The 25,919-nt window shown below is 72.7% G+C and carries 32 protein-coding genes; 17 read left to right on the top strand and 15 right to left on the bottom strand.

Annotation, left to right across the window (positions count from 1 at the left end; genetic code table 11):
- Positions 1–37 precede the first annotated feature (37 nt).
- Positions 38–925, top strand: a complete 888-nt coding sequence (locus tag K2F47_RS29480) for an ADP-ribosylglycohydrolase family protein (RefSeq protein WP_242908996.1) — start codon at positions 38–40, stop codon at positions 923–925.
- A 25-nt stretch (positions 926–950) separates the two neighbouring features.
- Here K2F47_RS29480 and K2F47_RS29475 read toward each other — a convergent pair whose 3' ends face one another.
- Positions 951–2,615 carry a carboxylesterase/lipase family protein gene (locus tag K2F47_RS29475; RefSeq protein WP_242908995.1) on the bottom strand — a complete coding sequence of 555 codons (1,665 nt, stop codon included), beginning with the start codon at positions 2,613–2,615 and terminating at the stop codon, positions 951–953.
- Positions 2,616–2,739: 124 nt separating this feature from the next.
- Here K2F47_RS29475 and K2F47_RS29470 point away from each other — a divergent pair, with 124 nt between their 5' ends.
- From K2F47_RS29470 to K2F47_RS29455, 4 genes are all read left to right on the top strand, one after another.
- Positions 2,740–3,477, top strand: coding sequence for a TetR/AcrR family transcriptional regulator (locus tag K2F47_RS29470; protein WP_242908994.1), 738 nt, complete (start codon positions 2,740–2,742; stop codon positions 3,475–3,477).
- Positions 3,478–3,544: 67 nt separating this feature from the next.
- A complete protein-coding gene (locus K2F47_RS29465; RefSeq protein WP_242908993.1) occupies positions 3,545–3,964 on the top strand; it encodes a helix-turn-helix domain-containing protein in 420 nt (139 codons plus the stop codon).
- Positions 3,965–4,017: 53 nt separating this feature from the next.
- Positions 4,018–4,479 (top strand): hypothetical protein, encoded by a 462-nt coding sequence (locus tag K2F47_RS29460; protein ID WP_242908992.1) that lies wholly within the window; start codon positions 4,018–4,020, stop codon positions 4,477–4,479.
- 186 nt (positions 4,480–4,665) lie between these two features.
- Positions 4,666–5,031 (top strand): DUF2516 family protein, encoded by a 366-nt coding sequence (locus K2F47_RS29455; RefSeq protein WP_242908991.1) that lies wholly within the window; start codon positions 4,666–4,668, stop codon positions 5,029–5,031.
- Between the two features lie 21 nt (positions 5,032–5,052).
- Here the strand turns inward: K2F47_RS29455 and K2F47_RS29450 are convergent, their stop codons facing one another.
- Together K2F47_RS29450 and K2F47_RS29445 are read right to left on the bottom strand one after the other, a co-directional pair.
- The gene (locus K2F47_RS29450) at positions 5,053–5,538 is read right to left on the bottom strand and encodes a DUF488 domain-containing protein (protein WP_242908990.1); all 486 of its coding nucleotides are present in this window, start codon (positions 5,536–5,538) and stop codon (positions 5,053–5,055) included.
- A 12-nt stretch (positions 5,539–5,550) separates the two neighbouring features.
- Positions 5,551–5,745 carry a YybH family protein gene (locus K2F47_RS29445; protein WP_242908988.1) on the bottom strand — a complete coding sequence of 65 codons (195 nt, stop codon included), beginning with the start codon at positions 5,743–5,745 and terminating at the stop codon, positions 5,551–5,553.
- Positions 5,746–5,856: 111 nt separating this feature from the next.
- Between K2F47_RS29445 and K2F47_RS29440 the strand changes: the two genes are divergently transcribed.
- From K2F47_RS29440 to K2F47_RS29430, 3 genes are all read left to right on the top strand, one after another.
- Positions 5,857–6,243 carry a PadR family transcriptional regulator gene (locus tag K2F47_RS29440; protein WP_242908986.1) on the top strand — a complete coding sequence of 129 codons (387 nt, stop codon included), beginning with the start codon at positions 5,857–5,859 and terminating at the stop codon, positions 6,241–6,243.
- Positions 6,240–7,298, top strand: coding sequence for a hypothetical protein (locus tag K2F47_RS29435; protein ID WP_242908984.1), 1,059 nt, complete (start codon positions 6,240–6,242; stop codon positions 7,296–7,298). Before K2F47_RS29440 ends, K2F47_RS29435 begins: the two co-directional genes overlap by 4 nt.
- An 80-nt stretch (positions 7,299–7,378) precedes the next feature.
- On the top strand, positions 7,379–8,296 hold the full coding sequence (locus K2F47_RS29430; RefSeq protein WP_242908982.1) for an NAD-dependent epimerase/dehydratase family protein: 918 nt from the start codon (positions 7,379–7,381) through the stop codon (positions 8,294–8,296).
- Here K2F47_RS29430 and K2F47_RS29425 read toward each other — a convergent pair.
- The 3 genes from K2F47_RS29425 to K2F47_RS29415 form a co-directional block, all read right to left on the bottom strand.
- Positions 8,286–8,774, bottom strand: a complete 489-nt coding sequence (locus tag K2F47_RS29425) for a hypothetical protein (protein WP_242908980.1) — start codon at positions 8,772–8,774, stop codon at positions 8,286–8,288. The genes K2F47_RS29430 and K2F47_RS29425 overlap by 11 nt on opposite strands.
- An 80-nt stretch (positions 8,775–8,854) precedes the next feature.
- Positions 8,855–9,739 (bottom strand): cytochrome d ubiquinol oxidase subunit II, encoded by an 885-nt coding sequence (locus K2F47_RS29420; RefSeq protein ID WP_242908978.1) that lies wholly within the window; start codon positions 9,737–9,739, stop codon positions 8,855–8,857.
- On the bottom strand, positions 9,736–11,109 hold the full coding sequence (locus K2F47_RS29415; protein WP_242908976.1) for a cytochrome ubiquinol oxidase subunit I: 1,374 nt from the start codon (positions 11,107–11,109) through the stop codon (positions 9,736–9,738). The genes K2F47_RS29420 and K2F47_RS29415 overlap by 4 nt, the downstream gene beginning before the upstream one ends.
- A 92-nt stretch (positions 11,110–11,201) precedes the next feature.
- On the opposite strand from K2F47_RS29415, the gene K2F47_RS29410 reads away from it, so the two are divergent.
- Entirely contained in the window at positions 11,202–11,585 is a 384-nt protein-coding gene (locus K2F47_RS29410) for a BlaI/MecI/CopY family transcriptional regulator (protein WP_308198479.1), read from the top strand.
- Positions 11,582–12,490, top strand: a complete 909-nt coding sequence (locus K2F47_RS29405) for a M56 family metallopeptidase (protein ID WP_242908975.1) — start codon at positions 11,582–11,584, stop codon at positions 12,488–12,490. Before K2F47_RS29410 ends, K2F47_RS29405 begins: the two co-directional genes overlap by 4 nt.
- 16 nt (positions 12,491–12,506) lie before the next feature.
- Here the strand turns inward: K2F47_RS29405 and K2F47_RS29400 are convergent, their stop codons facing one another.
- From K2F47_RS29400 to K2F47_RS29390, 3 genes are all read right to left on the bottom strand, one after another.
- Entirely contained in the window at positions 12,507–12,974 is a 468-nt protein-coding gene (locus K2F47_RS29400) for a pyridoxamine 5'-phosphate oxidase family protein (protein WP_242908974.1), read from the bottom strand.
- Positions 12,975–12,986: 12 nt separating this feature from the next.
- Positions 12,987–14,504 (bottom strand): MFS transporter, encoded by a 1,518-nt coding sequence (locus tag K2F47_RS29395; protein WP_242908973.1) that lies wholly within the window; start codon positions 14,502–14,504, stop codon positions 12,987–12,989.
- A gap of 76 nt (positions 14,505–14,580) precedes the next feature.
- Complete coding sequence (locus K2F47_RS29390; protein ID WP_242908972.1) at positions 14,581–15,069, bottom strand: MarR family winged helix-turn-helix transcriptional regulator; 489 nt, start codon at positions 15,067–15,069, stop codon at positions 14,581–14,583.
- A 226-nt stretch (positions 15,070–15,295) separates the two neighbouring features.
- Here K2F47_RS29390 and trpS point away from each other — a divergent pair, with 226 nt between their 5' ends.
- Positions 15,296–16,354, top strand: coding sequence for a tryptophan--tRNA ligase (gene trpS, locus K2F47_RS29385; protein WP_242908971.1), 1,059 nt, complete (start codon positions 15,296–15,298; stop codon positions 16,352–16,354).
- Positions 16,355–16,488: 134 nt separating this feature from the next.
- On the opposite strand, the gene K2F47_RS29380 is transcribed toward trpS, so the two are convergent.
- Entirely contained in the window at positions 16,489–16,944 is a 456-nt protein-coding gene (locus K2F47_RS29380) for a MarR family winged helix-turn-helix transcriptional regulator (RefSeq protein ID WP_242908970.1), read from the bottom strand.
- A gap of 138 nt (positions 16,945–17,082) precedes the next feature.
- Here K2F47_RS29380 and K2F47_RS29375 point away from each other — a divergent pair, with 138 nt between their 5' ends.
- Positions 17,083–17,721, top strand: coding sequence for a TetR/AcrR family transcriptional regulator (locus tag K2F47_RS29375; protein WP_242908969.1), 639 nt, complete (start codon positions 17,083–17,085; stop codon positions 17,719–17,721).
- Complete coding sequence (locus K2F47_RS29370; protein WP_242908967.1) at positions 17,711–18,802, top strand: winged helix DNA-binding domain-containing protein; 1,092 nt, start codon at positions 17,711–17,713, stop codon at positions 18,800–18,802. The genes K2F47_RS29375 and K2F47_RS29370 overlap by 11 nt, the downstream gene beginning before the upstream one ends.
- Before the next feature lie 8 nt (positions 18,803–18,810).
- On the opposite strand, the gene K2F47_RS29365 is transcribed toward K2F47_RS29370, so the two are convergent.
- A complete protein-coding gene (locus tag K2F47_RS29365) occupies positions 18,811–19,392 on the bottom strand; it encodes a CGNR zinc finger domain-containing protein (RefSeq protein ID WP_242908965.1) in 582 nt (193 codons plus the stop codon).
- Positions 19,393–19,472: 80 nt separating this feature from the next.
- Here K2F47_RS29365 and K2F47_RS29360 point away from each other — a divergent pair, with 80 nt between their 5' ends.
- A complete protein-coding gene (locus K2F47_RS29360; RefSeq protein WP_242908963.1) occupies positions 19,473–20,750 on the top strand; it encodes an MFS transporter in 1,278 nt (425 codons plus the stop codon).
- Here the strand turns inward: K2F47_RS29360 and K2F47_RS29355 are convergent.
- Entirely contained in the window at positions 20,679–21,173 is a 495-nt protein-coding gene (locus K2F47_RS29355; RefSeq protein ID WP_242908961.1) for a MarR family winged helix-turn-helix transcriptional regulator, read from the bottom strand. The two genes, K2F47_RS29360 and K2F47_RS29355, sit on opposite strands and share 72 nt — an antisense overlap.
- Positions 21,174–21,288: 115 nt before the next feature.
- Between K2F47_RS29355 and K2F47_RS29350 the strand changes: the two genes are divergently transcribed.
- A complete protein-coding gene (locus K2F47_RS29350) occupies positions 21,289–22,056 on the top strand; it encodes a dioxygenase family protein (RefSeq protein WP_242908959.1) in 768 nt (255 codons plus the stop codon).
- Between the two features lie 26 nt (positions 22,057–22,082).
- Here the strand turns inward: K2F47_RS29350 and K2F47_RS29345 are convergent, their stop codons facing one another.
- A complete protein-coding gene (locus tag K2F47_RS29345) occupies positions 22,083–22,916 on the bottom strand; it encodes an NAD-dependent epimerase/dehydratase family protein (RefSeq protein WP_242908957.1) in 834 nt (277 codons plus the stop codon).
- Positions 22,917–23,166: 250 nt separating this feature from the next.
- Here K2F47_RS29345 and K2F47_RS29340 point away from each other — a divergent pair, with 250 nt between their 5' ends.
- Positions 23,167–23,676, top strand: a complete 510-nt coding sequence (locus tag K2F47_RS29340; RefSeq protein WP_242908955.1) for an O-acetyl-ADP-ribose deacetylase — start codon at positions 23,167–23,169, stop codon at positions 23,674–23,676.
- Here the strand turns inward: K2F47_RS29340 and K2F47_RS29335 are convergent.
- Positions 23,673–24,140 carry a universal stress protein gene (locus K2F47_RS29335; protein WP_242908953.1) on the bottom strand — a complete coding sequence of 156 codons (468 nt, stop codon included), beginning with the start codon at positions 24,138–24,140 and terminating at the stop codon, positions 23,673–23,675. The two genes, K2F47_RS29340 and K2F47_RS29335, sit on opposite strands and share 4 nt — an antisense overlap.
- 79 nt (positions 24,141–24,219) lie before the next feature.
- On the opposite strand from K2F47_RS29335, the gene K2F47_RS29330 reads away from it, so the two are divergent.
- A complete protein-coding gene (locus tag K2F47_RS29330; RefSeq protein ID WP_242908951.1) occupies positions 24,220–25,029 on the top strand; it encodes a class I SAM-dependent methyltransferase in 810 nt (269 codons plus the stop codon).
- Positions 25,030–25,124: 95 nt separating this feature from the next.
- Here K2F47_RS29330 and K2F47_RS29325 read toward each other — a convergent pair whose 3' ends face one another.
- Entirely contained in the window at positions 25,125–25,889 is a 765-nt protein-coding gene (locus K2F47_RS29325) for an SDR family NAD(P)-dependent oxidoreductase (RefSeq protein WP_242908949.1), read from the bottom strand.
- Positions 25,890–25,919 lie beyond the last annotated feature (30 nt).

Here is a 25,919-nt window from a genome sequence, read left to right as displayed (position 1 = left end):
TTGGTGCTCGCCCGCCCGCCTGCGAGGATGAACGGCAATGCCGAATGTTCGCCTTCAGCGCGCCTGGGCCTCCCTTCTCGGACTCGCCATCGGTGACGCGCTCGGATCACAGTTCTTCGTCCCCGCCAACCGCGGCCACCTCGCCGCCCGATCGCTTCCGCCCGCGCCCTGGCAATGGACCGACGACACGGAGATGGCCTGTTCCATCTACCTGACGCTGGCCGTCCACAACACCATTGACCAGGACGTCCTCGCCGACTCCTTCGCCCGCCGGCACGATTTCGACCGCGGTTACGGCCCGGCGACGAACCGGATGCTCCGGCTGGTCCGCGAGGGCGGTGATTGGCGGGCCCTCGCCGCCGGACTGTTCGACGGCTCGGGCTCCTGGGGAAACGGGGCGGCCATGCGCGTCGCCCCGCTGGGCGCCTTTTTCGCGGCCGACCCCGCCGAGGCCGCCGATCAGGCGGCGCTTTCGGCCGCCGTCACCCACGCCCATTCCGAGGCGGTCGCCGGGGCCGTCGCGGTCGCCGTCGCCGCCGCGTATGCCGCCGGTGACCCTCTCCCGCCCGGACGGTTCATCGACCGGATCCTCGGCCACGTCCCGCCGGGAAAGGTCCATGACGGCATTCGGGAAGCCCGGCATCTGCTGACCGTGAGCAATCCCGAAACGGCCGCCCATTTCCTCGGCAACGGCAGTACGGTCGCGGCTCACGACACCGTCCCGTTCGCCTTGTGGGCGGCGGCGCACCACCGTTCCGACTTCCGGCGAGCGATATGGACCACGGCCGCGGCAGGCGGCGACGTCGACACCACCTGCGCGATCGTCGGGGGCATCGTCGCCGCGGCGCTCCGCCCCGACCAGTTGCCGAGCGCCTGGCGCCGAGCGACCGAACCGCTGCCGGACTGGATTCCGGAGCACCTCTGATCAATCGGCGCCAGGGCTCGTCGGGTCAGGAATCGATGGTGTTCCAGAAGGCGCACTGGTGTTCGGCGTTGCGGTCGGTCTTGCCGATCGTGGTGGTCGCGAGTGACTGCACCCAACCGTCGCCCTGGAAGGGCATCCAGCGGGGTCGCCCGTCGCCGTTGGGATTTCCGGTGGCGGCGAACCGGCTCCAGTAGCCGATCACGGTCGAGGAGAGCCGGTGCTGGGCGGGCGTCTGCGGGCCGGGGAGCTGCTCGTCCTCGAACAGGTATTGCAGTTCGGCTCCGTGGAACGCGCCGGTGGGAAAGTTGGGCTTGCGCAGGGTCTTGAACCACGGCGCCGTATCGTCCGCGAACTCATAGGCGTAGACGGGAGTGTGCGCGGCGAGTGCGCTGTCCCGGCCCTGGGCGGGGCATCCCCACGCCCAGTCGGTCACGACCGTGGACAATGCCTCACCCGCGGAGTGGAACTTGGCGACCGGATACCGGGCCAGAACCCGCCGGAGGTCGGCCGGGCTGAACAAGGCGGCGAGCTGCTCACGATAGCTCTCCGGAGTGGTGACCTGTTCGGTGGCGGCCTCGATCGCCGCGGTGAACAGGTGGTGTTCGTCCCGCGTGGTCCCCTGCATGACGGGGACGCGGTTGAAGCGACCGGTCGCGAAGGCGCGCTCCGGGCTGAGCGGCAGGAAGCCCCCGCCCACGGTGGGACCCGATCCGACACCGACGTCGGACCACTTGGCCAGGATGGCGGGGTCCACGTCGCGCAGGCAGCTCGCCGCCTTCGCCGGGTTGTCGCAGCCGAGCTTGTCCGCCACCTCGAGACCGTGCTTCTGGCGGTCGGCGCGGGGCAGCGGGAACCAGGTCGGAGGCCCCGGCGACCACTTCTCGCCGGTGCACTCCGCGCTCTGCACGATCGCCCGATGGAACAGCCCCGCCGAGGTCGGCGCGGCGAGTTGGGCGCAGACGCTGGTCCCGCCCGCGGACTCGCCGAAGATCGTGACGTTGCCGGGGTCACCGCCGAACGCCGCGGCGTTGCGCCGCACCCAGCGCAGTGCGGCCTGCTGGTCTTCGAGACCGAAGTTCCCGGACAGGTTCCGGGCCTTGCCGTGGTCGAGTGCGGGGTGGGACAGGAATCCGAAGATCCCGAGCCGGTAGTTCGGGCTGACCACGATCACGTCGCCTTCGGCGGCCAGCCGCTTCGCGCCGTACAGGCTGGCGGCGCCGCTGATGAACCCGTTGCCGTGGAGCCACACCATCACCGGCAGCTTGCGTTTCCCGGTGGCGCGCGGCGTGGTGACGTTAAGGAACAGGCAGTCCTCGTGGTCACTGGCCTCGTCGACCAGTCCCTTGGCCTGGGCGCAGCGGTTGCCGGGCCGGGTGGCGTCCCGCACTCCCCGCCACGGCTCGGCCGGTTGCGGCGAGGCCCAGCGCAGGTCGTGCTCCGGTGGCGCGGCGTACGGAATCCCCTGGAACACCCTGGCGGTCGAGTCGACCCTGCCGCGGACGGCGCCGGCATCGGTCCGTACCACGGTGGAGGCGGCGGGGCCGTGGTCGCCGCGACCCGGTGACAGCGCGTCGGCCGCCCCTCCGCCGACGATCGCGCCCGAGAGCAACGCCGCGGTCAGCAGGACCACCACCCCGCCGAGCCGTCTGGTGCGCCGGCCCGGCGCGCGGTGTCGATGCAGCGGTTTCATGTCGGGCTCCCCCTGACGATCGTTATTTGTGTGTGGGTCGCACTAAGTTAAGTGTGAGGCATACACGAAGTCAAGGTAGAGTCGGTCGAACAGGGATCTCCGGTCGAGCGGAGGAGGCCACCGGATGCCGGGCGCGGAGGACTCCGAGCTGCCGCCGGGACTGGCCTTGGCGTGGGGCCTCCCCGTCAAGACGACCAGGCTCGGGCGCAAGCCGTCGCAGAGCGTCGAGCAGATCGTCGGCGCGGCCATCGAGTTGGCCGACGCGGACGGATTCGGCGCCCTGTCGATGCCCAAGATCGCCCAGCGGCTCGGGCTGACCGCCAACGCGATCTACCGGTACGTGCGGTCCCGGGACGAGTTGCTGGTCCTGGTCGCCGAGGCCGCCTGGGGTCCGGCGCCGGACCTGGCGTCCGGGACGGGAGGCTGGCGCGACGGAGCGAACCGGTGGACGCGGGCGATGATCGACCGGTGTGACGTCCACCCCTGGCTGTGCGATCTCCCCGTCCGCGGGGCCCCGGTGACGCCGAACCTGCTGGACTGGACGGAGGCGATCCTGCAAGTGCTGACCGGCGCCGGGCTGACCCCCGCCGAGGCCCTGGGGTGCGCGTTCGTGCTGGACGGCTACGCGCGGCAGATCGGCGGCATGCGCCGCGACCTGCGGTACAGCACCGCGACCCCGACGCAGTCGGACGCCGTGACCAAATTCCTCCTGCCCCGGCTGCGTGAACGCGGCCACTCGGTGCTGGCGTCCATGATGGACGGCGCCGACTACACCGACGACGTCCTCGACGATGACGTGACCTTCGGGCTCGACCGGATCCTGGACGGGATCGGCGCACTGGTCGCGGCGAAACCGCTGTGAGGGGTATCACCGGGGAGTGCTAGCTGAAGCGCTTGCAATTGCAAGCGGACTGGCGCATGGTGGAGCCATGGCAGGTTCGAAGGTCGGCTCCCTCGGGGAGTACATCCGCGAGCAGCGCACCCGGGCGAAGATCTCGCTGCGGCAGCTCGCGGACGTCTCGGGCATCTCCAACCCGTATCTGAGCCAGGTCGAGCGCGGGCTGCGCAAGCCGAGCGCCGAGATACTCCAGCAGATCGCCAAGGGGCTGCGGATCTCCGCCGAGGCGCTCTACGTGCAGGCCGGCATCCTTGAGGACCGCGAGACCGACACCGACGTGATGGCGTCCGTGCGGGCCGACGTGCACCTGAGCGAACGCCAGAAGCAGGTGCTGCTCGACATCTACGCCTCCTTCCTCAAGGAGAACGAGGCCGCCCTCAAGGAGGACGAGGACTCCTCCGGCGAGGACGAGGCCGGGCTCCGCGCCGAGAACCCGAACCGCGCGCCATGACAAGCCGCCCCGGCGGCGCCCATCAAGCAGACGAGTGGAAAGGACGAGGGCAGATGACGCTGGCCAGCAGCCTCCGAGAGAACAAGGCGGTCCACACCGTGGCCGGCGCCGGTGATCTCGCGGTGGAGAAGCTCCGCGAGGTCCCCGAGCAGGTGTCGAAGGCGCGCGAGAACCTCGACCGCTACCAGGACCGCGCGCGGGAGGCCGCGACCCGGTACCAGGGCGACGTCCGCGGGACGGTCGACCGGGCCCGCGAGCAGGTCCGCGAGGCCGTGGGCCGCTACCGCGTCGAGGTCGCCAAGGTGCAGGACCGGGTCGACACCAAGGACCTGCCTGGCGCCGCGATCGCCTACATGACGCACGTCGGCACCCGGACCGTCGAGATCATCGACGAGCTCGCCGAGCGCGGCCGGAAGGTCATGCACCCCGAGGCCGGCGATGCCGCCGGGCCCGCCGGGATCACCGGGGCCGCCGAGATCACCGAGGGCGGGCGCGGCCCGTCCGGCGACGCCTGAGCACGGCGCGCGGCCCGGCCGGGAACACCCGGCCGGGCCTCGTCGTCCTTCCAGGTGGTGGCGCCGCCGGCGCGCTGCGCGGCGCCTCCCCGTCCGAGGCTGGACAAGGCCCGTAGGGTGGGGACGGTGATCCCATGTGAGCGACGTGGAGTCGCCGTCCGAGACAGGCAGGAGCACTGATCGCCGGTGGCGGACTTCAACGTGCTGGACTACTTCTTCTGGCTTCTCCTCATCATCGCGTTCGTGATGGAGGGCTGGGCGCTGCTGGACGCGCTGACCGTGCCCGAGGCCGCGTACTCCGCGGCGGGCAAGCTCAGCAAGAAGCTGTGGCTGATCATCCTGATCGTCGCGGCGGTGCTCGGCATCGCGCACGCGGTCGCGCCGCTCGCGCTCGGCATCCGGCCGGTGGGGCTGCTGCTCGGCATCCTGCCGGTGGCGGCGTTCATCGCGGCGGCGGTGTACCTGGCCGACGTCCGTCCGGCGGTCGCCCCGTACAAGAAGAAGAACGGCGGACGCGGCGGCTCCCACATGGGCCCCTACGGCCCCTGGTGAGGCCCTTGGTGAGGCCAGGCCTCACCGCGGGCGCAGGTCCTCGATCATGACGCCGTGCCGCTCGGTCAGCCGCCGGGCGATCAGCGAGCGGTGGCACGCCTCGGGGTCGCGCTCGACGCAGAACAGCGCCGCGTTCCCGCTGCCGGGCAGCGCCGACACGACCGGCGCGAGGTCGGCGGCGTCGAGGATCTCGGCGGTGTAGCGGCGGGTGTAGGCGTCCGCCAGCTCGCGGCGCGAGCGCTTGCCGACCCCGCGCCGGTCGTCCTCCGCGTACTGGAGCTGGCGCAGTTCGGTGGTCGGCGCGAGTTCGGGGCGGTGCGCGTAGGCGATCCGGGCCTGGGCGAGGGTCGCTTGCAGCCGACGTGAGTTCGCCCACGCGTAGTCGGGGCCGCGGACGCCCCGGCGCTGGCGCACGTCGATCAGCAGGCGGACGTCCGCCTCCCGCAGCCGCCGCAGGAAGGACTCGCCGTCGAAGCCGTAGACGCCGATCGTCATCATCGTGTGCATGCCGACTCCCCACTACGGCGCGACCGGCGGCCGGTCCAGGACCGCGCGGATCTCCGCGTGTCCGGTCGCGAGACGGCCCGGCGGGAACGCCAGCACGGCGGTCGGCTCGTACAACGCCGCCATGCCGTCGACGTCGCCCGCGTTGGCGCGCTCGACGAAGTGCCTGCCCAGGTCGTTCGGCTCGGTGGCCGGTGTCTTGCTGGTCATGCCGATCAGCCTCCCAGCGAAACACGACACCCTGTGTCGTGTATCTCGGCCGGATACTCCGATGCCGCGAAGTCGCTGGCGATAGTCAGATGATCGGTATATAAAGATCGCATGAGCAAGATGATGCAGGAGCCCACGTTCCTGATCTTGACCGCGCTCGCGGACGCCGCCCAGCACGGCTACGGGATCATCGCCGACGTCGAGCGGATCTCCGCGGGCCGGACCCGCCTCCGCGCCGGGACCCTGTACGCCGCCCTCGACCGGCTCCAGTCCGAGGGGCTGATCGCGCCCGACCGCGAGGAGGTCGTGGACGGTCGGCTGCGGCGCTACTACCGGCTCACCGACGAGGGCGCCGCCGCCCTCGCCACCGAGGTCGAGGCCCTCCGCCGCCGGACGGAGGCCGCCGCCCGCCGCCTCGCCGCCTTCCCGCACCTGCGCGGCGGCAGCGCCCCCGCCTTCGTCCGTACGCTTCCCGGCTTTTCCGGGGGGGGTCTGTGAGCGCGCTCGAACGGCGCTATCGGCGCCTGCTCGCCTGTTATCCGGCCGAGCACCGTGCGGCGCACGGGGAGGAGATGCTGGACGTGCTGCTGTCCGCGGCGCGGCCCGGTCAGACGCGTCCGGCCGTCGCCGATGCCGCCGACCTGCTCTACGGGGCCGCCCGGATTCGCCTGCGTCGGCTGGGCGCGGGCGGCAAGGCGTCTCCGTGGCCGGGCGCGTTCGCGATCACCGGGTTCCTGGCGATCTACCTGCTGCTGGCCGAGGGGCTCCGGTTCATGGTCAACGCGCCGTACTGGGTCGTCGTCCTGCCGGGGCCGGGGGACATGGGTCAGCCCCTGCGACGGACGATCGCCCTCCACTTCGGGACGGCGCCGTACTGGCTCGCCTGGGCCGTCATCGCGGTACTGGCCTGGCGCGGACGGCGGCGCGCGGCCGCGATCGGCGCCTGCGCGGTCATCGGCGCGCAGTTCGTTCTCGCGCTGTACGGGACGTTCGCCTACGACCTTCCGTGGGCGTGGCTCGGGCTCTCGCTGGCGGGCAGTCCGCTGGCGCTGGCGCTGCTGGCGACCGCCTCCCTCCTCGTCTCCCCGGGGCCCGTCCATGGAGCGCGCCTGCTGGGACACACCTACGTTCTCGGCGCGGGTGCGGTGGCCGCCGTGCTCGGCGTGTTCTCCACCACTCCGCTGTTCACCCTGCTCCTGCAAGGCGACCTCGACTTCCGGTCGCTCTCCGCGGAGCCGTCCCGACTGCACACGCTTTCGGCGACGTGGAACCTGCTCCAGACGGGCATCGTCCTGACCGCCGTCGTCCTGACCACGGCGGCGCTGGTCCGCACCGCTCAGGGACGCCGGGCCTGGGCGCTCCTCGCGATCGCCGTGGGGCCGCTGCTCGTCCGCCTGGGGATCGTTCCCGATCGGCTGTTCAGCGGCTTCGACGCGGTCTTTCGCCTGGTCGCGGAGGGGGCGATCGGCTTCGCGCTGGCGATGCTGTGCGTGTGGGGGGTGGAGTTCTCGTACCGGACGAGAACACGCCAACACGAAGGGACCTCGGTCTGAGCGCGGCTTGACAGGCCGTGTGCGCGCTATCCAAGATATATGTATATGCAGATAGTGTAAGTGCACATAAATGAGGTCTGATGCGCATATTCCTGACCGGGGCGACCGGCTACATCGGGGGCTCGATCGGCGTCCGGCTCATCGCCGAGGGGCACACGGTCGCCGGGCTGGCCCGCTCGGACGCGTCGGCGGACGCCCTCCGCCGGATCGGGATCGAGCCGGTCGCGGGGACGCTCGACGACCGCGACGTCCTGGTCCGCGCCGCGTCCGAGGCCGACGCGGTGATCAACGCGGCCGACAGCGACCATGCCGGTGCGGTCGAGGCGTTCGTGGCGGCGCTCCAGGGCTCCGGCAAGCCGTTCCTGCACACCAGCGGGTCCAGCATCGTGGGGGAGGACGCGCGGGGCGAGGCGTCCGACAAGGTCTGGACGGAGGAGGAGGTGCTGGCCCCGGGCTGGCAGCCCGCCGAGGACAAGGCCGCCCGGGTGGCCATCGACCGCCGGGTCCTGGCGGCCGCCGACCACGGCGTGCGGTCGGCGGTCCTGTGCAACACGCTGATCTACGGGCACGGCCGCGGGCTCGCGCGCGACAGCGTCCAGATCCCCCTGCTCGTGCGGCAGGCCGAGAGCAGCGGTGTCGCCCGGCACATCGGCCCCGGCGCCAACATCTGGTCGACCGTCCATGTCGACGACGTCGTGGAGCTCTACGTCAGGGCGCTGACCCGCGCTCCCGCCGGGGCCTTCTACTTCGTCGAGAGCGGCGAGGCGTCGTTCAAGGCGATCACGGACGCGATCGCCGCCGCCCTCGGCCAGGGCCCCGCCCAGCCCTGGGACATCGACTCCGCGATCGCCGCGTGGGGCTACGAACCGGCCGTCTACGCGCTCGGCTCGAACAGCCGCGTCCGCGACGCCGCCGCCCGCGCCGATCTCGACTGGCAGCCCGAGCACACATCCGTCCTCGACTGGATCCGGGAGGACCTCAGCGGCGCTAGCGCATGAGGGGTTCGGAGCCGTCCACGGCGACCGGTCGCAGGGCCGGGCCCTCCTCGTGGTGGCGCAGGTGGCAGCTCAGGCACGGCGGCGCGCCTCCGTGGCCGACCGCGCGCCGCCGCAGCCAGCCGAGGAGCTGGGCCAGCTCGTCCTGGACGTCGGGGTGGAGAACCTGGCGCGAGGTCAGCGCCCAGTTCGCGTTCTGCGACCCTTCGCGCCGGACGAGTTCGGAGAACAGCACCCCGCCGATCCTGGCGTCGGCGGCGCCGCGTCCCGCCAGCAGGGGGAGGTGCTCGACCGTCCAGAGCGCTTCGGGGAGGGGCTCGCCGTCGTCGTCGGCCGTCACCACGGGAAGGCCGTCGGTGACGATCGCGAACCGCTCCGGTTCCGGGCCGAGCCCCAGATGCCAGCGCAGTTCGGCCAGCTCCGCCTCGGGAAGGTCCGCGGGAAGCTCGGCGACGAGCAGCAATTCGTACAGGTCCGCCATGCCGGGTCATGGTAGGCGGCAGGTGGGGGAGCGGTGTGCCGGGGCTTGGTTGCCGACCGCGGTCCCGGCACACCGCTTGCTCAGTGGGCGCGGGGCTGCCGCTGGAACAGCACGTACAGCCAGGTCATGGACGGGACGAGGATCAGCGCGCCCACGCCCAGTGCGATGAAGACGATCCGGAGCACGGCGTCCTGCGCGGCGGCGCCGTCCAGGTCCAGGCCCGACATCTGGGCCGCGCCCCACAGCACGGTCACGACGGCCAGCCCGCCCGTCACGCGGACGGACAGGTACGCGCGGCGCACCAGCAGGACCAGCGACACCGTCCCCGCGAGGGCCGACAGCCAGATCATCGGGGACCGCACGCCGAGCGCGGCGGCGCCGGGCAGGGCGAGCAGGCCGACGGCGGCGCCGGAGAGCAGGGCGAAGCCGCGGAAGCGGAGCGAGGCGTCGTTGTCGCCGAGGCGGCGGGCGTCCCAGATCAGGTAGACGGCGGCGAGGTAGGCGCAGAGCGCGGTGGTGAGGACGCCGCCGTACAGGCCGGTGGGGCTCAGCCAGGACGAACCGCCGGTGGCGACGACCGCCGCGACCGAGCCCAAGCAGTAGGGGGTGAGCACGGACGAGGCGCCGAACAGCCACGGGTACCAGCGCTGGTCGGGGTCGGCCTTGCTGAACACGAACGTGCTGCCCCGGGCGACGATGCCGAGCGCGGCGAGCGACAGCGGGACCCAGTGCTCGGACATCACGTCCGCGAAGACGGGCGGGAACGCGGTCCAGGTCATGACCATCACGAAGATCAGCCAGACGTGGTTGGCCTCCCAGAGCGGGCCCATCGCGTGCTCGATGACGTCCTTGTCGGCGCGGCGGCGGGAGACCAGGTGCCAGAGCCCCGCGCCGAAGTCGGCGCCGCCGAACAGCAGGTAGGCCGAGAGCCCGGCGAGGATGAGGGCGGTCGCTGCGGTGGTCATGGCGCGGGCTCCAGTTCCGGTTCGGGGGCGGTGGCGGCGACCGGGGGCGTGTGCCGCATCCGGCGCAGGACGCTGATCGTCGCGGCCGCGAGGACGGCGTAGACGGCGAGCACGATGTAGAGCCCGTAGCGCAGGCCCGGGTTGGGGTTGATCGCCTCCTCGGTGCGCATCACGCCGTAGACGATCCAGGGCTGCCGTCCGACCTCCGTGGTCGTCCACCCGGCCTCCATGGCGACGGCGGCCAGGACGCCCGCGGTCGCGGCGACGCGCAGGAACCAGGGGTGCCAGACCAGGCCGGGCGAGCGGCGGCGGCGCCAGCATGCGAAGCCCCACCAGGCGGCGAGGGCGAGCAGCACCATGCCGAGCGTGATCATGATCTCGAACGAGGTCTTGACGACCTCGGCGGGCGGGCGGTCGTCCACCGGGATCGAGTCCATGCCGCGCAGGGTCGCGTGCGCGTCGAACTTCAGCATCAGCGACAGGGCGTTCGGGATCTCGAAGACCGCGAACCGGAACGGCTGCCCGGCCTGGGTGTGCTCGACGCCCTCCATGGCGGCGAACTTGGCGGGCTGGTTGTCGGCGACGAACCGGACCGCCCAGTCGCCCACGATCACCTGGAGCGGGGCGCACACCGCGCCGAGCGAGAACGGGATGGCGAACCCGATGCGGTTGTAGCGGTCCTCGCGTCCTGCCTTGCGGTCGCGTAGCAGACCGACCGCGTACACCGAGGCGACGATGAACCCGCAGACCATCAGGGACGCCAGGATCAGGTGGACGGCCTGGACGGGCGTCGCCGGGTTGAACATCGCGGCCAGCGGGTCCACGTCGGTGACCTCGCCGTTCACCAGCCTGAACCCGCGCGGCTGGTTCATCCACGAGTTCACGGTGAGGACGAACGCCGCCGACAGCAGCCCGGCGATCACGACGGGGATACCGGTGAGGAAGTGCACGCGCGGGGACAGCCGGTCCCAGCCGTACAGGTAGACGCCCATGAAGATCGCCTCGATGAAGAAGGCGATGCCCTCCAGCGCGAACGAGGTGCCGAAGACCTGCCCGTACTTGTCCATGAAGCCGGGCCAGAGGGTGCCCATCTCGAACGACAGGACGGTGCCGGAGACCGCGCCGACCGCGAACAGCACGCCCGCCGCCTTCATCCAGCGGCGCGCGAGTTCGGCGTAGACGGCGTCGCCGGTGCGCATCGAGCGCCACTCGGCGAGCAGGGTGATGGCGGGGAGTCCGATGCCGATGGAGGCCAGCACGATATGGAAGCCCAGCGTGAAGGCCATCTGCTGGCGGGCGGCCATGTAGTCGGCCGGGGACGCGGCACCCCCGTTGGTGACCGCGTCGGCGAGGAGCGCGACGGTGCTCATACGACAAAATGTAGTACTACGAGCTGTAGTACTAAAGCTCGTAGTACTACCTGACGTGGTGACATGGCTCTCAATCGGTTACCCTGGCTTGCGTGAAGGGTCTCGGAGAGCTTGAACGCACGGTCATGGAGGTTCTGTGGGCGCGGGAGGACGCCGGTGTCGAGGCGGCCACGGCCCGCGACGTGAGCCGTGCCCTCGCCGGTGACCGGGACCTCGCGCACACCACGGTCATGACCGTCCTGGACAGGCTCGCCAAGAAGGGCTTCCTGGAACGGGAGCGCGACGGGCGGGCCTGGCGCTACCAGCCGGTCGCCAGCCGGGAGGGCTATGTGGCGGAGCTGATGCTCGGCGCCCTGAACGAGACCGGCGACCGCGACGCGGCGCTGGCGCACTTCGTCCGCTCGGTGTCGAGCGACGAGATCGACGTGATCCGCGAGGCCCTCGCCGGGCTCACGGGCAAGGAACCTCCGGCATGACCGGCGCCGCCCTGCTCGCACTGATCTCCCTCGGGACCGTCGGCGGGGCGCACCTGCTGTCCGGGGCCCGGTGGACGTGGCGGACGCCGCGTACCGGGATCGCCCTCTGGCAGGCCCTCGGGCTGTGCTGGGGGGTCGCCACGATCGGCGCGCTCCTCGGCGTCGCCCTGCTGCCCTACGGCCGGGGCGTCGCGGGCGGTGTGCCCGGCCTGCTCGACGACCAGGCCGCCCGGCTGGACGCGCCGCACATGGCCGCGCTGCTGTCGGCCGTCAGCCTCACCGGCGTGCTGCTGGCGATGCTGATGTACGCGGTGGTGCGGGTCGTGCGGGCGCGCGCCCGGCACCGGGCGCTGCTGGCGCTGGTGTCGCGGTCGGACTCGACCGTGCCGGGGACGCTCGTCCTCGACCACCCGGGCGCCGCCGCCTACTGCGTGCCCGGGGTGCGCTCGTCGAAGGTCGTGGTGAGCGCCGGGACGCTGGAGCTGCTCGACGAGGCGGAGCTGGCCGCCGTGCTCGCGCACGAGCGCGCGCACGCGCGGGAGCGGCACGACCTGGTGCTGCTGCCGTTCGCGTCGCTGCGGCAGGTGTTCCCGCAGTTCCGGCTGGTCGGACGATGTCTGGACGCGGTGGAGCTGTTGATCGAGATGGCCGCCGACGACCGGGCCCGGTCGGGGCGGCCGCCGCGCGAGCTGGCGACCGCGCTGCTGCGGTTCGCGGCGGCGCGTCCGGCGGCGGCGCCGTCGGGGACGCTGGGCGTCGCGTCCACCGACGACATCCCGGTCATCGCGCGGGTCAAGCGGCTCCTGGAACCGCAGCCGCTGCCGAGGGCGACCCGGCTCGCCGCCACCGTCGCGGTGCCGATCGTCGCGGGCCTGCCGCTGCTGCTGATCATCCTCCCGCGCTGAGCCCGGCCACCTGGGCTCAGTCCGCGAGAACGGTGCCGTAGAGGCGGTTCACGCGCAGGCGGATGACGAGCCGCCTGTCCTTGACCATCTGCTCCAGGAAGAGGCGTTCGTCGTCGGGGTCGTCGAAGCCCGGTGTCATGGCCAGGAGTTCCCGTCCGGTCGCGTCGCCGGGCTCCTTTGATATCTCGGACAGCTCGGCGGTGCCCTCGGCGACCGCGAACGCCATGTGGTCCGGGGTGGCCGCGTGCAGCGCCGCCCGGGGGTCGGCGCTGATCTGCCGCACCTTGGCGCGGCCCGCCGTGGTCGAGATCCGGACGACGCGCTCGGCCGGGTCCCAGTCGTAGACGACGGTCGACAGGTGCGGGTGGCCATTCGCGCGGTTCGTGGCGAGGACGGCGAACGTCTGCTCGGCGAGCACGCGGGCGAGGTCGTCCTCGCCGATGGACTTCGGGCCGGGTCCCTGTCCGGGGCCGTACTCGGTCATGATCCTTCTCCTTCAGATGGTGACGGACGTCGGGGTCTCGGTCTCCTGCCGCGCGGGAACCGGCCGCCGCCGCAGGGCGAACAGGGTGAGGAGAAGCGCGGCGACGAGGAGTCCGGCGGAGACGGCGAAGGCCAGGTGGTAGCCGGAGGTGAGCGCGGCGGCCTCAGAACGGCCGTCCGCACGCAGGCCCTCGGTGCGGGCGGCGGCGAGCGTCGTCAGGACCGCGACGCCGAGCGCCATCCCGACCTGCTGGACGGTCGTGAGCATGCCGGAGGCGAGCCCCGCGTCCTGCGGCCCGGCGCTGGACATCCCGAGCCCGGTCAGCGCCGGGATCACGAGCCCCGCGCCCGCGACCAGGACGAACACCGGCAGCAGGTCGGCGACGTAGTCCGCGTCCACCGGGACGGTCGTGAGCCAGACCATCGCGGCGGCCAGCAGCACCAGCCCCGCGAACAGGATCACCCGTTCACCGAACCGCGCGACCAGCCGGGGCGAGGCCAGCAGCGACACCGCGCCGATCGCGACGGCCGCCGGGAGCATGGCGAGGCCGGTGTCGAGCGCGCCGTAGCCGAGCACCTTCTGCATGTAGAGCGCGACGATGACCTGGAAGGAGAACATCGCCGACAGCGTCAGCATCTGGACGGCGTAGGAGACCGCCACCGTCCGCGAGCGCAGGAAGCGCGGCGGCACCAGCGGCGTCGCGGCGGTGGCCTGGCGGGCGGCGAACGCGGCGAGCAGCCCGAGCGACACCGCGCCGAGGCCGAGCGTGTGCGCCGACAGCCACCCGTACCGCTCGACCTTGACGACCGTGTAGATCCCGAGCATCAGGCCGGAGGTGACGAGCAGCGCGCCCGCCGCGTCCGCCCCGGCGGACAGGCCCGCGCCGCGGTCGCGGGGCAGCGCCGGGAGCGCGAGCAGCACGGTCGCGACGCCGATCGGCAGGTTGATGAGGAAGATCCAGTGCCAGCTCAGCGCGTCGGTCAGCACGCCGCCGAGCACCTGCCCGATCGACGCGCCCGCCGCGCCGGTGAAGCTGAAGATCCCGATCGCGCGGGTGCGCTCGCGCGGGTCGGTGAACAGCGTCACGAGGATGCCGAGCACGACGGCGGAGGCCAGCGCGCTCCCGACGCCCTGGAGGAACCGGGCGGCGATCAGCAGGCCGGGGCCGTTCGCCGCGCCCGCGAGCACGGACGCGCCGGTGAACAGCGTGTTGCCCGCGAGGAACAGCGTCCGGCGGCCGAGGAGGTCGCCGAGCCGTCCGGCGAGCAGCAGCAGGCCGCCGAGCGGGATCAGGTAGGCGTTGACGACCCAGCTCAGCCCGCCGGGGGAGAAGCCGAGGTCGCGCTGGATGGCGGGCATCGCGACGGTCACGATGCTGCCGTCCAGGATCGTCATGAGCATGGTCGCGGACAGCACGCCGAGCGCCGCCCAGCGCGAGCGCAGGAAGGAGGGGGAGACCGCGGTCTGCCCGTGTTGGGAGAACCCGTGTTGGGAGAACCCGTGGTCAGAGGACCCGTGTCGTGGGGACATGGGAGAGACCGTAGCAGATAGTCCCATAACAGACGATCCCTGACGGACTTATTTTGTTGTGGACCTCCTGGGCGGCCTACCTGGTGCGCTGCCGGGCGCGCCGCACCGGCTGCGGGTTCTCGACGGGCGTGCTCAGGTGCCCCTCGGCCAGAGTCCGCAGTGCCCGCAGAAAAGTGGCGCGGTCGGCCTCTGGCAGCGCGTCGAGGACGGCGCCGTGGACGCGGTCCACGACCTGCTGGCCCCGGGCGGCGGCGCGCTCGCCCTCCTCGGTGACCGCGATGATGCGGGCCCGCCGGTCGGACGAGGACGGACGGCGCTCGGCGAGCCCGGCCTTCTCCAGCGCGTCCACGGTCACGACCATCGTGGTCTTGTCCATGTCGCCGATCTCGGCGAGCTGGATCTGGGTGCGCTCCTCCTCCAGCGCGTGCACCAGGACGCAGTGCATGCGCGGCGTCAGCCCGACCTCGGCCAGCGCGGCGGTCATCTGCGTCTTCAGCACGTGCGTGGTGTGGTCGAGGAAGAACGACAGGTCCGGTTCGGTGTTCGCGGGGGCGAGAGCTGTCATACCGCCAGGATACTCATTTGGTTCCGTTCCAGATTATCTATGAGCAGCGCTATTTGATGGGCTATTGTTGGCGGCGTGAACCGCACCACGTGTTTGGGCTGGTGGCCGTCCTAGGACGGCCGACACCCAACGCATGCCCCGGGCCGTCCGCTGGACGGCCCTCTCTCTTCTCCGCGACACGGCGGGCGGGCCGGGCGGACGCCCCCGACCAGGAGGAGAGACCCCCATGCAGACCACCGACAGCGCCGACGGCACCGGCACCGACGCGGAAGCGCGACGGCTGGAGCTGGAGAGACGCATCGCCGCCGACCCCGCGGCGTTCCGCATCATGACCGGTGACCGGCCGACCGGCGCGCTGCACCTCGGCCACTACTTCGGGACGCTCGCCAACCGCGTCCGGCTCCAGCGGGCGGGCGTCGAGCTGTTCGTCCTCGTCGCCGACTACCAGGTGCTCACCGACCGGGACATCGTCGAGAACCTCGCCGGGCACGTCGACGGCCTGGTCGCCGACTACCTGGCCGCCGGCGTCGACCCGGCCACCGCGACGATCTTCCGGCACAGCGCCGCGCCCGCGCTGAACCAGCTCATGCTGCCGTTCCTGTCGCTGGTGTCGATCGCCGAGCTGGGCCGCAACCCCACGGTCAAGGACGAGATCGCCGGATCCCGCCAGGCGGCGGTCAGCGGGCTCATGTTCACCTACCCCGTCCACCAGGCCGCCGACATCCTGTTCTGCAAGGCCAACCTCGTCCCGGTGGGCCGCGACCAGCTCCCGCACCAGGAGATCACCCGGACGATCGCGCGCCGCTTCAACGAGCGCTACGCGCCGGTGTTCCCGGTGCCCGAGGCCCTGCTGTCGGCGACCCCGCTGCTGCTCGGCACCGACGGGCGGAAGATGAGCAAGAGCCGGGGCAACGCCGTCGCGCTGTCGGCCACCGAGGACGAGACGGCCCGGCTGATCAAGCGCGCGGTGACCGACGAGGAGCGGCACATCACCTACGCGCCGGACACCCGTCCCGAGGTGTCGAACCTCGTCCTGCTCGCGGCGCTCTGCCAGGGGCGCGACCCGCACGCGGTCGCCGAAGAGATCGGCTCCGGCGGCGCCGCCGCGCTCAAGGCGACGGCGACCGAGGCGGTGAACGAGTTCCTGCGCCCGCTGCGGGCCCGCCGCGCCGAGCTGGCCGCCGACCGCGGGTACCTGCGCGCCGTCCTCGCCGAGGGCGACGCCCGCGCGAACGCGCTCGCCGAGCAGACGCTGACCGAGGTCAGAGCCGCGATGGCGACCTGAGCACCCGCGCCGCCCGCACCGTGTGCGCGCCCCCGGATCAGTCAGCGAGCGCCGACCAACCGCGTGAGGTCGTCGCGTTCGCGTGCGGGGACGTCGGGTTGCTCGGCGGGGCGGTGAGCGACCGCGCGTCGGCCTTAGTGGGCGGGTGCGCTGGAGTGGTCGGTGAGGGCGCCGAGCGATCGGGCGAGGTCGCCGCGTTCGCGCGGGGGGAGGGAGGCGGCGAGCTGGTCGTCGACCGAGCGGGCGGCGGCGGCGCACTCCGCCAGCAGCCGCCGGCCCTCGCCGGTCAGCGTGAGCACCTGCCGCCGCCGGTCCGCCGGGTCGCGGACGCGCTCGATCGCGCCGAGCCCGACCAGGTGGTCCGCGAGCGCGACCACGAGGCTCGGCACGACGCCCATCGTCGTCGCGACCTCCAGCTGGGACGCGGCGCGGCCCCGGCTGACGACCGTCAGCAGCCCGGCGTGCTTGGGCTTGAGGCGCAGCGGCGCGAGAGCGTCGGCGAACCGGTCGGTCGCGATCGCGCCCAGGACGACGAGCTGGAACGTCAGCGTCCCGGGGAGCGGCTCGGGGAGCGACTCGGCATCGGTCATGGCGGCGATGCTAATCCACGCCGGTGGACCCGGGGCGGGGCGTCCCGCACCTGGTCACGCTGGTGGGCACGGTCCAAGCCGGGTCGCCTTCCCGTCCGACCGTAGAACGGAATGGTTCGTTCCCGTATGCTGGACGGCATGGAGACCTCCACACGGGCGCCCATGAGCGGGCGCAAGGCGCAGGCGGCGCGCAACGACGAGCTGATCCGGGACGCGGCGCGGGCGGTGTTCACCGCCGATCCCGGCGCGCCGATCTCCGCCGTCGCCGAGCACGCCGGGGTTGGGATCAGCGCGCTCTACCGCCGCTACAAGAGCAAGGAGGACCTGCTCCAGCGGCTCGCCGACGACGGCATGGACCGCTACCTCGCCGAGGTCGAGGCCGCGCTCGCCGACGTGGGCGACCCGTGGGAGGCGTTCGCCGGGTTCATGCGCCGCTGCCTCGACATCGGCGCCGGGTCCCTCACGATGCGGCTCGCGGGCACGTTCGAGGTGACCGAGGCCATGAGCGAGAAGGGCCGGGAGATCCACCAGGCGACGCAGCGGCTGCTCACCCGGGCGAAGGAGGCGGGCGTGCTGCGTCCCGAGATCGAGGTCGGCGACATCTCCGTCCTGCTGGAGCACCTGCACACGATCCGGATCGGCGACGACGCGCGGATGAACCGGTTGCAGCACCGCTACCTCGCGCTGATGCTGGACGCGCTGCGCCTCACCGACGCGGCCGAGCTGCCGGGCCCGCCGCCCACCTGGCAGGAGCTGCGGGGCCGCTATGACGACTGAGGTCCTCGGACGGCGCGCGCTCAACCGGGCCCTGCTGGCGCGGCAGCTGCTGCTCGACCGCCACGCGATGCCCGCGCTCGACGCGATCGAGCACCTGGTCGGAATGCAGTCCCAGGCGCCGAACCCGCCCTACGTCGGGTTGTGGAGCCGGCTGGAGGACTTCGACTTCGGCGAGCTGTCCGCGCTGATGACCGAGCGGCGGGCGGCGCGGATCGTCCTGATGCGCGGCACGTTGCACCTGGTCAGCGCCCGGGACGCCCGCGCGCTGCGGCCGCTGACCCAGGTGCTGCTGGACAACTACCTCAAGAGCCCGCGCGCCGTGCCGCTGCGCGAGGTCGACCTCGCGCCCGTCGTCGCCCTGGCGCGGACGCTGCTGGAGGAGGCGCCCCGCTCCGACAAGGAGCTGCGGACGCTGCTCGCCGAGCGGTGGCCGGACCTCGACATCGACACGCTGGTCTGGGCGGTCCGGTGCTCGCTGCCGCTGGTGCAGGTTCCGCCGCGCGGCGTCTGGGGCGCCTCGGGCCTCGCCCGCCACACGACGCTGGAGGCGTGGCTCGGCGAGCCGCATCCGGAGCCGTCCGTGGACGAGATGGTGCTGCGCTACCTGGGCGCGTTCGGGCCCGCGTCCGTCCAGGACGTCCAGCAGTGGTCGGGGCTGACGCGACTCGGCGAGGTCGTCGAGCGGCTGCTGCCCAAGCTCCGCGCCTTCCAGGACGGGAACGGGCGCACGCTCTACGACCTGCCCGAGGCGCCGCGCCCGGACCCGGAGACCCCGGCGCCGGTGCGGTTCGTCCCGGACTTCGACAACCTGCTCCTCTCGCACGCCGACCGGGCGCGCGTCATCACCGAGGAGCACCGCAAGCGGGTCTTCACGGTCAACGGGATCATCCGCGCGACGTTCCTCGTGGACGGGTTCGTCCACGGCATGTGGAAGATGGAGCGCAAGCGCGGCGCGGCGACGCTGCGGCTCGCGCCCTTCACACCCGTCCCGGAACCGGCGCGGGCGGCCCTCGCCGAGGAGGCCGACCGCCTGCTGGCCGCCGCCCACCCCGACGCCGCCACCCGCACCGTGGAGCTCTGAGGCCGAGGTCAGGGCCGGTGCTCGACCCTCTCGCGCAGGCCCTGCTTCTTCGCCTTGTTGCCGCAGGTGTTCATCGAGCACCAGCGGCGGGTGCCGGGGCGGGAGGTGTCCAGGAACAGCGCCCGGCAGTCGGACCCGGCGCACTCGCGGACGCGGTCGAGCGCCGGCCCGCCGACCAGGTCCACGGCGTCGCGCGCGATGAGGGCGAGCACCGCCCGCACCGGGTCGTCGGCGTGCCAGGCCAGGTGCCCTGATCCGTCCAGCGCCGGTGCCGGGGGCGGGAGCGCGGCGACCCGGTTGACGCGTTCGCGGGACGCGTCGACCGGCGGCCCGATCCCCTCCGGCCCGCGCGCGGCGGCGATCAGCGCGTGCACCGCCTCGCGAAGCTCCCTGGCCTCGCCGTCGCGTCCGGCGGCCGCGTCCGCCGGGACCGACTCCCACGGGCCGAACCGGCTCGTCCACGCGGCCAGCGCCATCGGATCCGGCAGCTCCTCCGTCTCGGCGCCGGTACCGCGATGGCGCAGCGTGCGGATGAAGTCCAGGCACAGCCGCCCGGAACCGGCGCGGAAACCCGATGATGAGGAGGGCATGCCGTGACCCTACTCGTGAACCGGTTTGACTGGTACCGTCCTGAACCAGTTAAACCGGTTCATTTTCGAGAGGGCTTTCTGTGTCGTCAGACTCCCCCCATCCCGTCCAGGCCGGTCCTGGGCGCCGGTTGATCTCGCTCCTCGCGCTGACCTGCGGCGTCGGCGTCGCGGGCATCTACTTCCCGCAGGCCATCAGCCCGCTCATCGCGGATGACCTGGGCGTGTCCCAGGGCGCGGCGGCCGTGGTCGTCACCGCGGCGCAGTTCGGCTACGCGGCCGGTGTGTTCCTGCTGGTCCCGCTGGGCGACCGCCTCCAGCACCGGCGGCTGATCGTCACGCTGCTCGCCGTCACCGGGGCGGGCCTGCTGGCCGCGGGCCTCGCGCCGGGCCTTACGGTGCTGCTCGCCGCGAGCGCGCTCGTCGGCGTCGCGACGGTCGTCCCGCAGATCATCATTCCGATGACGGCGGGGCTGGTGCCCGAGCGGCGCCGGGGCGCGGTGACCGGCACGCTGCTCAGCGGGCTCATCGGCGGCATCCTGCTCGCCCGCTCGTTCAGCGGCGGGCTCGGCCAGTGGTTCGGCTGGCGCGCGCCCTACCTGGTCGCGGCCGTGGTCGTCGGGCTGCTGGCGGTCGTGCTGGCGTTCACCGTCCCCGCGACGACGCCCTCGTCCGCCGACCGCTATCCGGCGCTGCTCGCGACCACGTTCCGGCTTCTCCGCACCGAGCCGGACCTGCGCCGCTCCGGCCTCTACCAGGCGCTGATCTTCGCGGGGTTCAGCGCGGCGTGGACGAGCCTCGCGCTGCTGGTCACCGGGCCCGCCTACGACCTCGGCGCGTCGGCGGTCGGGTTGATCGCCCTGGTCGGGGCCGCCAGCATGTTCGCGACCCCGATCGCCGGACGGATGACCGACCGGTACGGGTCCGACCCGGTCGGGCTCGTCTGCATGCTGGGCACGGTCGCCGCCGCGGCCCTGCTCGCCACCGGCGGCCTCGGCGGGGCCACGGGGCTGGTCGGCGTCACGCTGGCGCTGCTGCTGCTCGACGTCGCCATGCAGTCCGGCCAGGTGGCCAACCAGGCGCGGATCTTCGCGCTCCGGCCGGAGGCCCGCAGCCGCCTCAACACCGCCTACATGACCTGCTCGTTCCTCGGCGGCAGCCTTGGGTCCTGGCTCGGCGTCCGCGCCTACGGCGTCCTGGGCTGGAACGGCGTCTGCCTGCTCGTCGCCGTGCTGGCCGTGCTCGCCCTCGTCCGGCACCTCGTCGCGATGCGCCGCGGGACGCGCCGGTCAGGCGTCGGCGGGGCCGTCGGCGCAGGGGGCCTCGCGGGCGGGGTCGAGGGAGTCGAGGAGCGCGCGTAGGGTCTCGCGGAACTGGAGCATCTGGTCGCGGGTCAGCGGGGCGAACAGGTGGCGCCTGACCTCGGCGACATGGCCGGGTGCCGCCTCGGTGAGGACGGCCATGCCCTTGTCGGTCAGCTCGGCGATCGTGGTGCGGCGGTCGGCGCCGTCCTTGACGCGCCGCACCCAGCCGTCCTCCTCCAGCCGCTTGACGGCGTGCGACAGGCGGCTCGGGGACGAGCGGACGATCGCCGCCAGTTCGGTCATCGTCAGCGACCGCCCGGGGGCCTCCGACAGCATCGCGAGGATCATGTAGTAGGTGTGCGGCATGCCCGAGTCGCGTTGCAGCTGGCGGTCGAGGGCCTCGTTGAGCAGCCGCGACGTCCACAGGAAGGCACGCCAGGTCTCCTGCTCGTCGTCGTCCAGCCACCGCGTTCCGGTCATACGGCTCAGACTACCCGGTTACTTGAAGATTCAAGCAAAGTCGAGCTATGGTTGAACTCTCAAGTACCTGATCGACAGTGCCTTGACCGCAGTGCCTTCACCACGGGGAGACCTGATGAGCCGGATGCCGGTGCTCTACCTCAGCCACGGCGCGCCGCCGCTCGCCGACGACGCCGTCTGGACCGCCGAACTCGCCCGCTGGGCGGCCGAGCTGCCCAGGCCCGAGGCGATCCTGATGGTGTCGGCGCACTGGGAGGAGGCGCCGCTGACGGTGAGCGCCACCCGCACGTTGCCGCTGGTCTACGACTTCTGGGGCTTCCCCGAGCACTACTACCGCGTCCGCTACGAGGCGCCCGGTGCGCCGCGACTGGCCGAGGACGTCGAGAAGCTCGTCCCCGGCGTGCGGCGGGACGAGGAGCGCGGGCTCGACCACGGCGCCTACGTCCCGCTGGTGGAGATGTTCCCGGAGGCCGACGTCCCGGTGCTCCAGATGTCCATGCCGTCGCTGGAGCCCGGGCGGCTGTTCGAGGTCGGCCGGAGCCTCGCGCCGCTGCGCGACCAGGGCATCCTCATCGTGGGCAGCGGGTTCACCACGCACAACCTCCGCGAGCTGGCCCCCGGCGCCGACGCGGCGCCGCCCGCGTGGTCGGCGGAGTTCGACGACTGGACGGACCGCGCCGTCAGGGGCGGCGACATCGACGCCCTGCTGGACTTTCGCGCCAAGGCCCCCGCCGCGCGTATCGCGCACCCCCGTGCCGAGCACTTCGCCCCGTTGTTCGTGGCCCTCGGCGCCGACTCGGAGACGCCGGATGCGGTGGGGCGGCGGTCGGTCGTCGACGGCTACTGGTTCGGGCTCGCGAAACGGTCTTTCCAGTTCGGTTGATGCTTGTCACGTTCCCGTAAAGGGGATCAGCCCTTCGCGGCGAACCCCGTGCGCCACGACGGCACCTGCGGCTTCCAGCCGAGGCTCAGCGCCTTGGCGTTGGACGCCGGACGTCCCATGGCGGCCGCGTGCCGGGCCGTCCCCGGCATCGGCGCGCCGAGCGACGCGCTGTAGACGGGCAGCCAGTCGGCCGTGGTCGCGGGGTCGTCGTCGACGATGTTGACCGCGCCCGCGGGCCACTCCAGCGCCGCGAGCGCGGCGGCGGCCGCATCGTCGACGTGCACGAACGACGTCCACGCGGGCGTCTGCCGCAGGTTCCCGGCGCGGACCCGCTTGGCGATCGCGCCGTCCGGCGCGTACCAGGTGCCGGGGCCGTAGAGCGCGCCGTAGCGCAGCACGACGCCGCGCGGCATCTCGCCGACGGCCTCCTCCAGCGCGGCGACGCCCGAGTAGGGCGGCAGCGCCGGGTCGAGCGGGTCGGTCTCGACCGCCGCGGCGGCGCCCGCCACGTACAGCCAGGCGACGCTCTGCGCGATCATGGTCTCCACGCCGGCGGCGAGCGCCGCGTCGACCAGGTTGCGGGTGCCCTTGATCCGCAGGTGGGAGTTGGCCGCGAAGTCCTCACCGCTGAGGTCGGTGAGCTGGTGGATGATCGCGTCCGGGCGCTCGGCCTCGACGGCCTCGCGGACGGAGGTGGCGTCCAGCGCGTCCATGACGACCGGCGTGGCCCCGCCCTCGCGGATGGACGCGGTGCGCGCCTCGTAACGCGTCGTCCCGGCGACCTCGTGGCCCGCCTGGACGAGCAGCGGCGTCAGCCGGCGCCCGACGGCTCCGGTCGCACCGGCGAGAAGGATCTTCAAGGGGGTAACCTCCACGACTTTCACGCCTTCGTAGTCGTCTCGACGGCAGGATAGGCAGTGGCTTCTCTCCAGGTCACGCCCGGCCCCAGGGGTGGAGATCCCACGGCTGCGGGCGGGCGGGGGGCGGACGGCGCGCACCGCCCCCGGAGCGCCGTCCGCCACGAGCGTACCGCCGTCGGCCGCCACCGTGCGTTTCGTGTGGCCCGAGGGGGATAATTCTCCAGACCCGTGGCGAGCGAGGAGCGCCGAGATGAAGATCAGCCTGGTCCGCGGCGACATCACCGAGCAGGAGGTCGACGCGGTCGTGAACGCCGCCAACTCGTCCCTGCTCGGGGGCGGCGGCGTCGACGGCGCCATCCACCGCGCGGGCGGCCCCGCGATCCTGGACGAGTGCCGCAGACTGCGCGCCTCGCACTACGGCGGAGGCCTGCCGACCGGCCAGGCCGTCGCGACGACCGGCGGCAGGCTCCCCGCCAAATGGGTGATCCACACGGTCGGGCCCGTGTACTCCGCGTCCGAGGACCGCTCCGACCAGCTCGTCTCCTGCTACCGCGAGTCCCTGCGCGTCGCCGACGAGCTGGGCGCCGCCTCGGTCGCCTTCCCCGCCGTCTCCGCCGGGATCTACGGCTGGCCGATGGAGGACGCCGCCCGCATCGCGGTCGGCACCGTGAGCTCGACGCCCACCCAGGTTTCGGACGCCCGTTTCGTTTTGTTCACCTCGGACGCCTACACCGCGTTCGAGCGCGCCGTCTCCGGCTAGTCCTCGTCCTTCTTCGGGGGGACGACCAGCGTCGGGCGGTGCACGTGGTGCAGGACGCGGGTCGACACGCTGCCCAGCAGCACCGACCGGGCCCCGGCGAGGCCGCGTGAGCCGGTGACGATCAGGGAGGCGTCCAGCTCGTCCGCGACGTCCACGATCGTGGCCCAGATCGGCCCGGTTCCGCGCTCGGCGCGCGGCGTGACGTCGGTGAGGCCTCCGGCGGCGGCGATCTCCGCCCCCTGCTGCGCGAGCTTCTCCGCCTGCTTCTCCTCCGCGTACTGCCCGTCCTCGACGTCGGTGCTCGGTACCGGCGCGGCGGCGGCCAGCGGCGCCCACGCGATCTGCATGAGCAGGGGCTCCCAGACGGTCAGGATCACGGTCGGCTCCGGCTGGACGTGCCGCGCCGCGTACTCGACCGCGGCCCGCGCGTCGTCAGAACCGTCGTAGGCGATGAGAACTGTCATATGGATGGCATGTCCAGAAAAGACCCATTAACGCAGCTCGGCGGCAACAGTGGGCAAGATCTCACGGGAGAATCGGCGGATGGTCGGGACGCGCAAGCCGCAGGGGGAGGTCACGCGGGGCACCACCGCGCCCAACCGGCTGCGGCGGGTGGACCGCTGGATCGCCGCCACCCAGCTCGCCCCGCTGCGCGCGGCGGAACACCCGCTGGCCGTGGACCTCGGCTACGGCGCGTCCCCGGTCACGACCTTCGAGCTGTACGCGCGGCTCCGCGCCGTCTCGCCCGGCCTTGAGGTCACCGGGATCGAGATCGACCCGGAACGCGTCGCCGCGGGGGAGGCGTTCCTGGACGCGACGGGCCCGCACGAGGGGCTGACGTTCCGGCGCGGCGGATTCGAGCTGCCGGTGCCGCGTCCACCCGTCCTGATCAGGGCGTTCAACGTCCTCCGCCAGTACGACGAGGCCGCGGCCTGGCGCGCCTGGGACGATCTGCGCGCGCGCCTGGCCCCCGGCGGCGTCCTCGTCGAGGGCACCTGCGACGAGATCGGCCGCCGCGCCGTCTGGGCCGCGCTCGACCGGAACGGCCCCCAGACGATCACGTTCGCCGCCCACCTGCCGACGCTCCCGCGCCCCTCGGCGCTGGCGGAGCGGCTGCCCAAGACGCTGATCCACCGCAACGTCCCGGGCGAACCCGTCCACGACCTGCTCGCGGCGTTCGACCGCTGCTGGGCGACGGCGGCGCCGCACTCGGCGTTCGGCCCGCGCGCCCGCTGGATCGAGGCGGTGCGGCTGCTCGCCCGCACCCACCCGGTCCTCACGTCCCCGCCCCCCGGCGGCCGCCGCCGCTGGCGCCTGGGCGAGGTCACCCTTCCGTGGACGACAGTCTTTTAAGGCGTGCCCTACAGCCCTGGCCACGTCCCTTGGGGAGGGGCGCCACCGCTCGGCTACGCGCCCGCGCGATCGCGGAGGCGGCCCCGAATCACGGGCTAAGGCTCGCGGTGCAGTTTGTGCGCGGACGCCTGCACGCGCGGCTGGACGTCGATCCGGTCGATGTTCACGTGCGGCGGACGGGTGACCGCCCACGCCACGCAGTCCGCGACGTCGTCGGCCACCAGCGGCTCCGGGACGCCCTCGTACGGCTTCGCGGCCTTCTCCTCGTCGCCGCGGAACCGCACCAGCGAGAACTCCGCCGTCCTCACCAGGCCCGGCGCGACCTCCGTGACGCGGACCGGCTGGGCCACCAGCTCCAGCCGCATCACCTCGTTGACCGCGAACGCGGCGTGCTTGGCCGCGTTGTAGCCGCCCCCGCCCTCGTAGGGCTCGTGCGCCGCGAGCGAGGTGATGTTCACCACATGTCCCGCGCCGCTCCCGACCAGCGCGGGCAGCAGCGCCTTCGTGACGCGCACCAGCCCGAGCACGTTCGTCTCGTACATCGCGCGCCATTCGTCCAGGTCGGCGGTCGCGACGCCGTCCAGGCCGAGTGCGCCGCCGGCGTTGTTGACCAGCACGTGGCAGGCCCCGCCGACCGCCGCCGCCAGTGCGTCCACCGACGCCTGCGACGTCACGTCCAGCTCGACGGGGGCGACCTTCCCCGCGCCCGGGACGGTCTCGGCGATCTCCTTGGCCAGCGCGTCGAGCCGGTCCACCCGCCGCGCCGCGAGCACGACGTTGAACCCCTCCGCCGCCAGGCGCCGCGCCGTGGCGGCCCCGATCCCGCTGCTTGCTCCTGTCACCACCGCGGTCTTACGCATGCGCCCAAGCCTCCCAGCCCCGCCGATCGG

Source organism: Actinomadura terrae (assembly GCF_022751215.1).
GTDB classification, from domain to species: domain Bacteria; phylum Actinomycetota; class Actinomycetes; order Streptosporangiales; family Streptosporangiaceae; genus Spirillospora; species Spirillospora terrae.
This window is presented reverse-complemented; position numbering and strand designations above follow the sequence as displayed.

Bases quoted from the DNA above. Each gene is read 5' to 3' on its own strand.
- K2F47_RS29365 (WP_242908965.1), bottom strand. From the start codon at position 19,392: ATGCCCTCCTCATCATCGGGTTTCCGCGCCGGTTCCGGGCGGCTGTGC.
- K2F47_RS29395 (WP_242908973.1), bottom strand. From the start codon at position 14,504: ATGTCCCCACGACACGGGTCCTCTGACCACGGGTTCTCCCAACACGGG.
- K2F47_RS29390 (WP_242908972.1), bottom strand. From the start codon at position 15,069: ATGACAGCTCTCGCCCCCGCGAACACCGAACCGGACCTGTCGTTCTTC.
- K2F47_RS29425 (WP_242908980.1), bottom strand. From the start codon at position 8,774: ATGGCGGACCTGTACGAATTGCTGCTCGTCGCCGAGCTTCCCGCGGAC.
- K2F47_RS29335 (WP_242908953.1), bottom strand. From the start codon at position 24,140: ATGACAGTTCTCATCGCCTACGACGGTTCTGACGACGCGCGGGCCGCG.
- K2F47_RS29400 (WP_242908974.1), bottom strand. From the start codon at position 12,974: ATGACCGAGTACGGCCCCGGACAGGGACCCGGCCCGAAGTCCATCGGC.
- K2F47_RS29480 (WP_242908996.1), top strand. From the start codon at position 38: ATGCCGAATGTTCGCCTTCAGCGCGCCTGGGCCTCCCTTCTCGGACTC.
- K2F47_RS29355 (WP_242908961.1), bottom strand. From the start codon at position 21,173: ATGACCGGAACGCGGTGGCTGGACGACGACGAGCAGGAGACCTGGCGT.
- K2F47_RS29340 (WP_242908955.1), top strand. From the start codon at position 23,167: ATGAAGATCAGCCTGGTCCGCGGCGACATCACCGAGCAGGAGGTCGAC.
- K2F47_RS29325 (WP_242908949.1), bottom strand. From the start codon at position 25,889: ATGCGTAAGACCGCGGTGGTGACAGGAGCAAGCAGCGGGATCGGGGCC.
- K2F47_RS29450 (WP_242908990.1), bottom strand. From the start codon at position 5,538: ATGCACACGATGATGACGATCGGCGTCTACGGCTTCGACGGCGAGTCC.
- K2F47_RS29420 (WP_242908978.1), bottom strand. From the start codon at position 9,739: ATGACCACCGCAGCGACCGCCCTCATCCTCGCCGGGCTCTCGGCCTAC.
- K2F47_RS29350 (WP_242908959.1), top strand. From the start codon at position 21,289: ATGAGCCGGATGCCGGTGCTCTACCTCAGCCACGGCGCGCCGCCGCTC.
- K2F47_RS29460 (WP_242908992.1), top strand. From the start codon at position 4,018: ATGACGCTGGCCAGCAGCCTCCGAGAGAACAAGGCGGTCCACACCGTG.
- K2F47_RS29330 (WP_242908951.1), top strand. From the start codon at position 24,220: ATGGTCGGGACGCGCAAGCCGCAGGGGGAGGTCACGCGGGGCACCACC.
- K2F47_RS29415 (WP_242908976.1), bottom strand. From the start codon at position 11,109: ATGAGCACCGTCGCGCTCCTCGCCGACGCGGTCACCAACGGGGGTGCC.
- K2F47_RS29375 (WP_242908969.1), top strand. From the start codon at position 17,083: ATGGAGACCTCCACACGGGCGCCCATGAGCGGGCGCAAGGCGCAGGCG.
- K2F47_RS29380 (WP_242908970.1), bottom strand. From the start codon at position 16,944: ATGACCGATGCCGAGTCGCTCCCCGAGCCGCTCCCCGGGACGCTGACG.
- K2F47_RS29440 (WP_242908986.1), top strand. From the start codon at position 5,857: ATGAGCAAGATGATGCAGGAGCCCACGTTCCTGATCTTGACCGCGCTC.
- K2F47_RS29475 (WP_242908995.1), bottom strand. From the start codon at position 2,615: ATGAAACCGCTGCATCGACACCGCGCGCCGGGCCGGCGCACCAGACGG.
- K2F47_RS29470 (WP_242908994.1), top strand. From the start codon at position 2,740: ATGCCGGGCGCGGAGGACTCCGAGCTGCCGCCGGGACTGGCCTTGGCG.
- K2F47_RS29430 (WP_242908982.1), top strand. From the start codon at position 7,379: ATGCGCATATTCCTGACCGGGGCGACCGGCTACATCGGGGGCTCGATC.
- K2F47_RS29465 (WP_242908993.1), top strand. From the start codon at position 3,545: ATGGCAGGTTCGAAGGTCGGCTCCCTCGGGGAGTACATCCGCGAGCAG.
- K2F47_RS29370 (WP_242908967.1), top strand. From the start codon at position 17,711: ATGACGACTGAGGTCCTCGGACGGCGCGCGCTCAACCGGGCCCTGCTG.
- K2F47_RS29405 (WP_242908975.1), top strand. From the start codon at position 11,582: ATGACCGGCGCCGCCCTGCTCGCACTGATCTCCCTCGGGACCGTCGGC.
- trpS (WP_242908971.1), top strand. From the start codon at position 15,296: ATGCAGACCACCGACAGCGCCGACGGCACCGGCACCGACGCGGAAGCG.
- K2F47_RS29445 (WP_242908988.1), bottom strand. From the start codon at position 5,745: ATGACCAGCAAGACACCGGCCACCGAGCCGAACGACCTGGGCAGGCAC.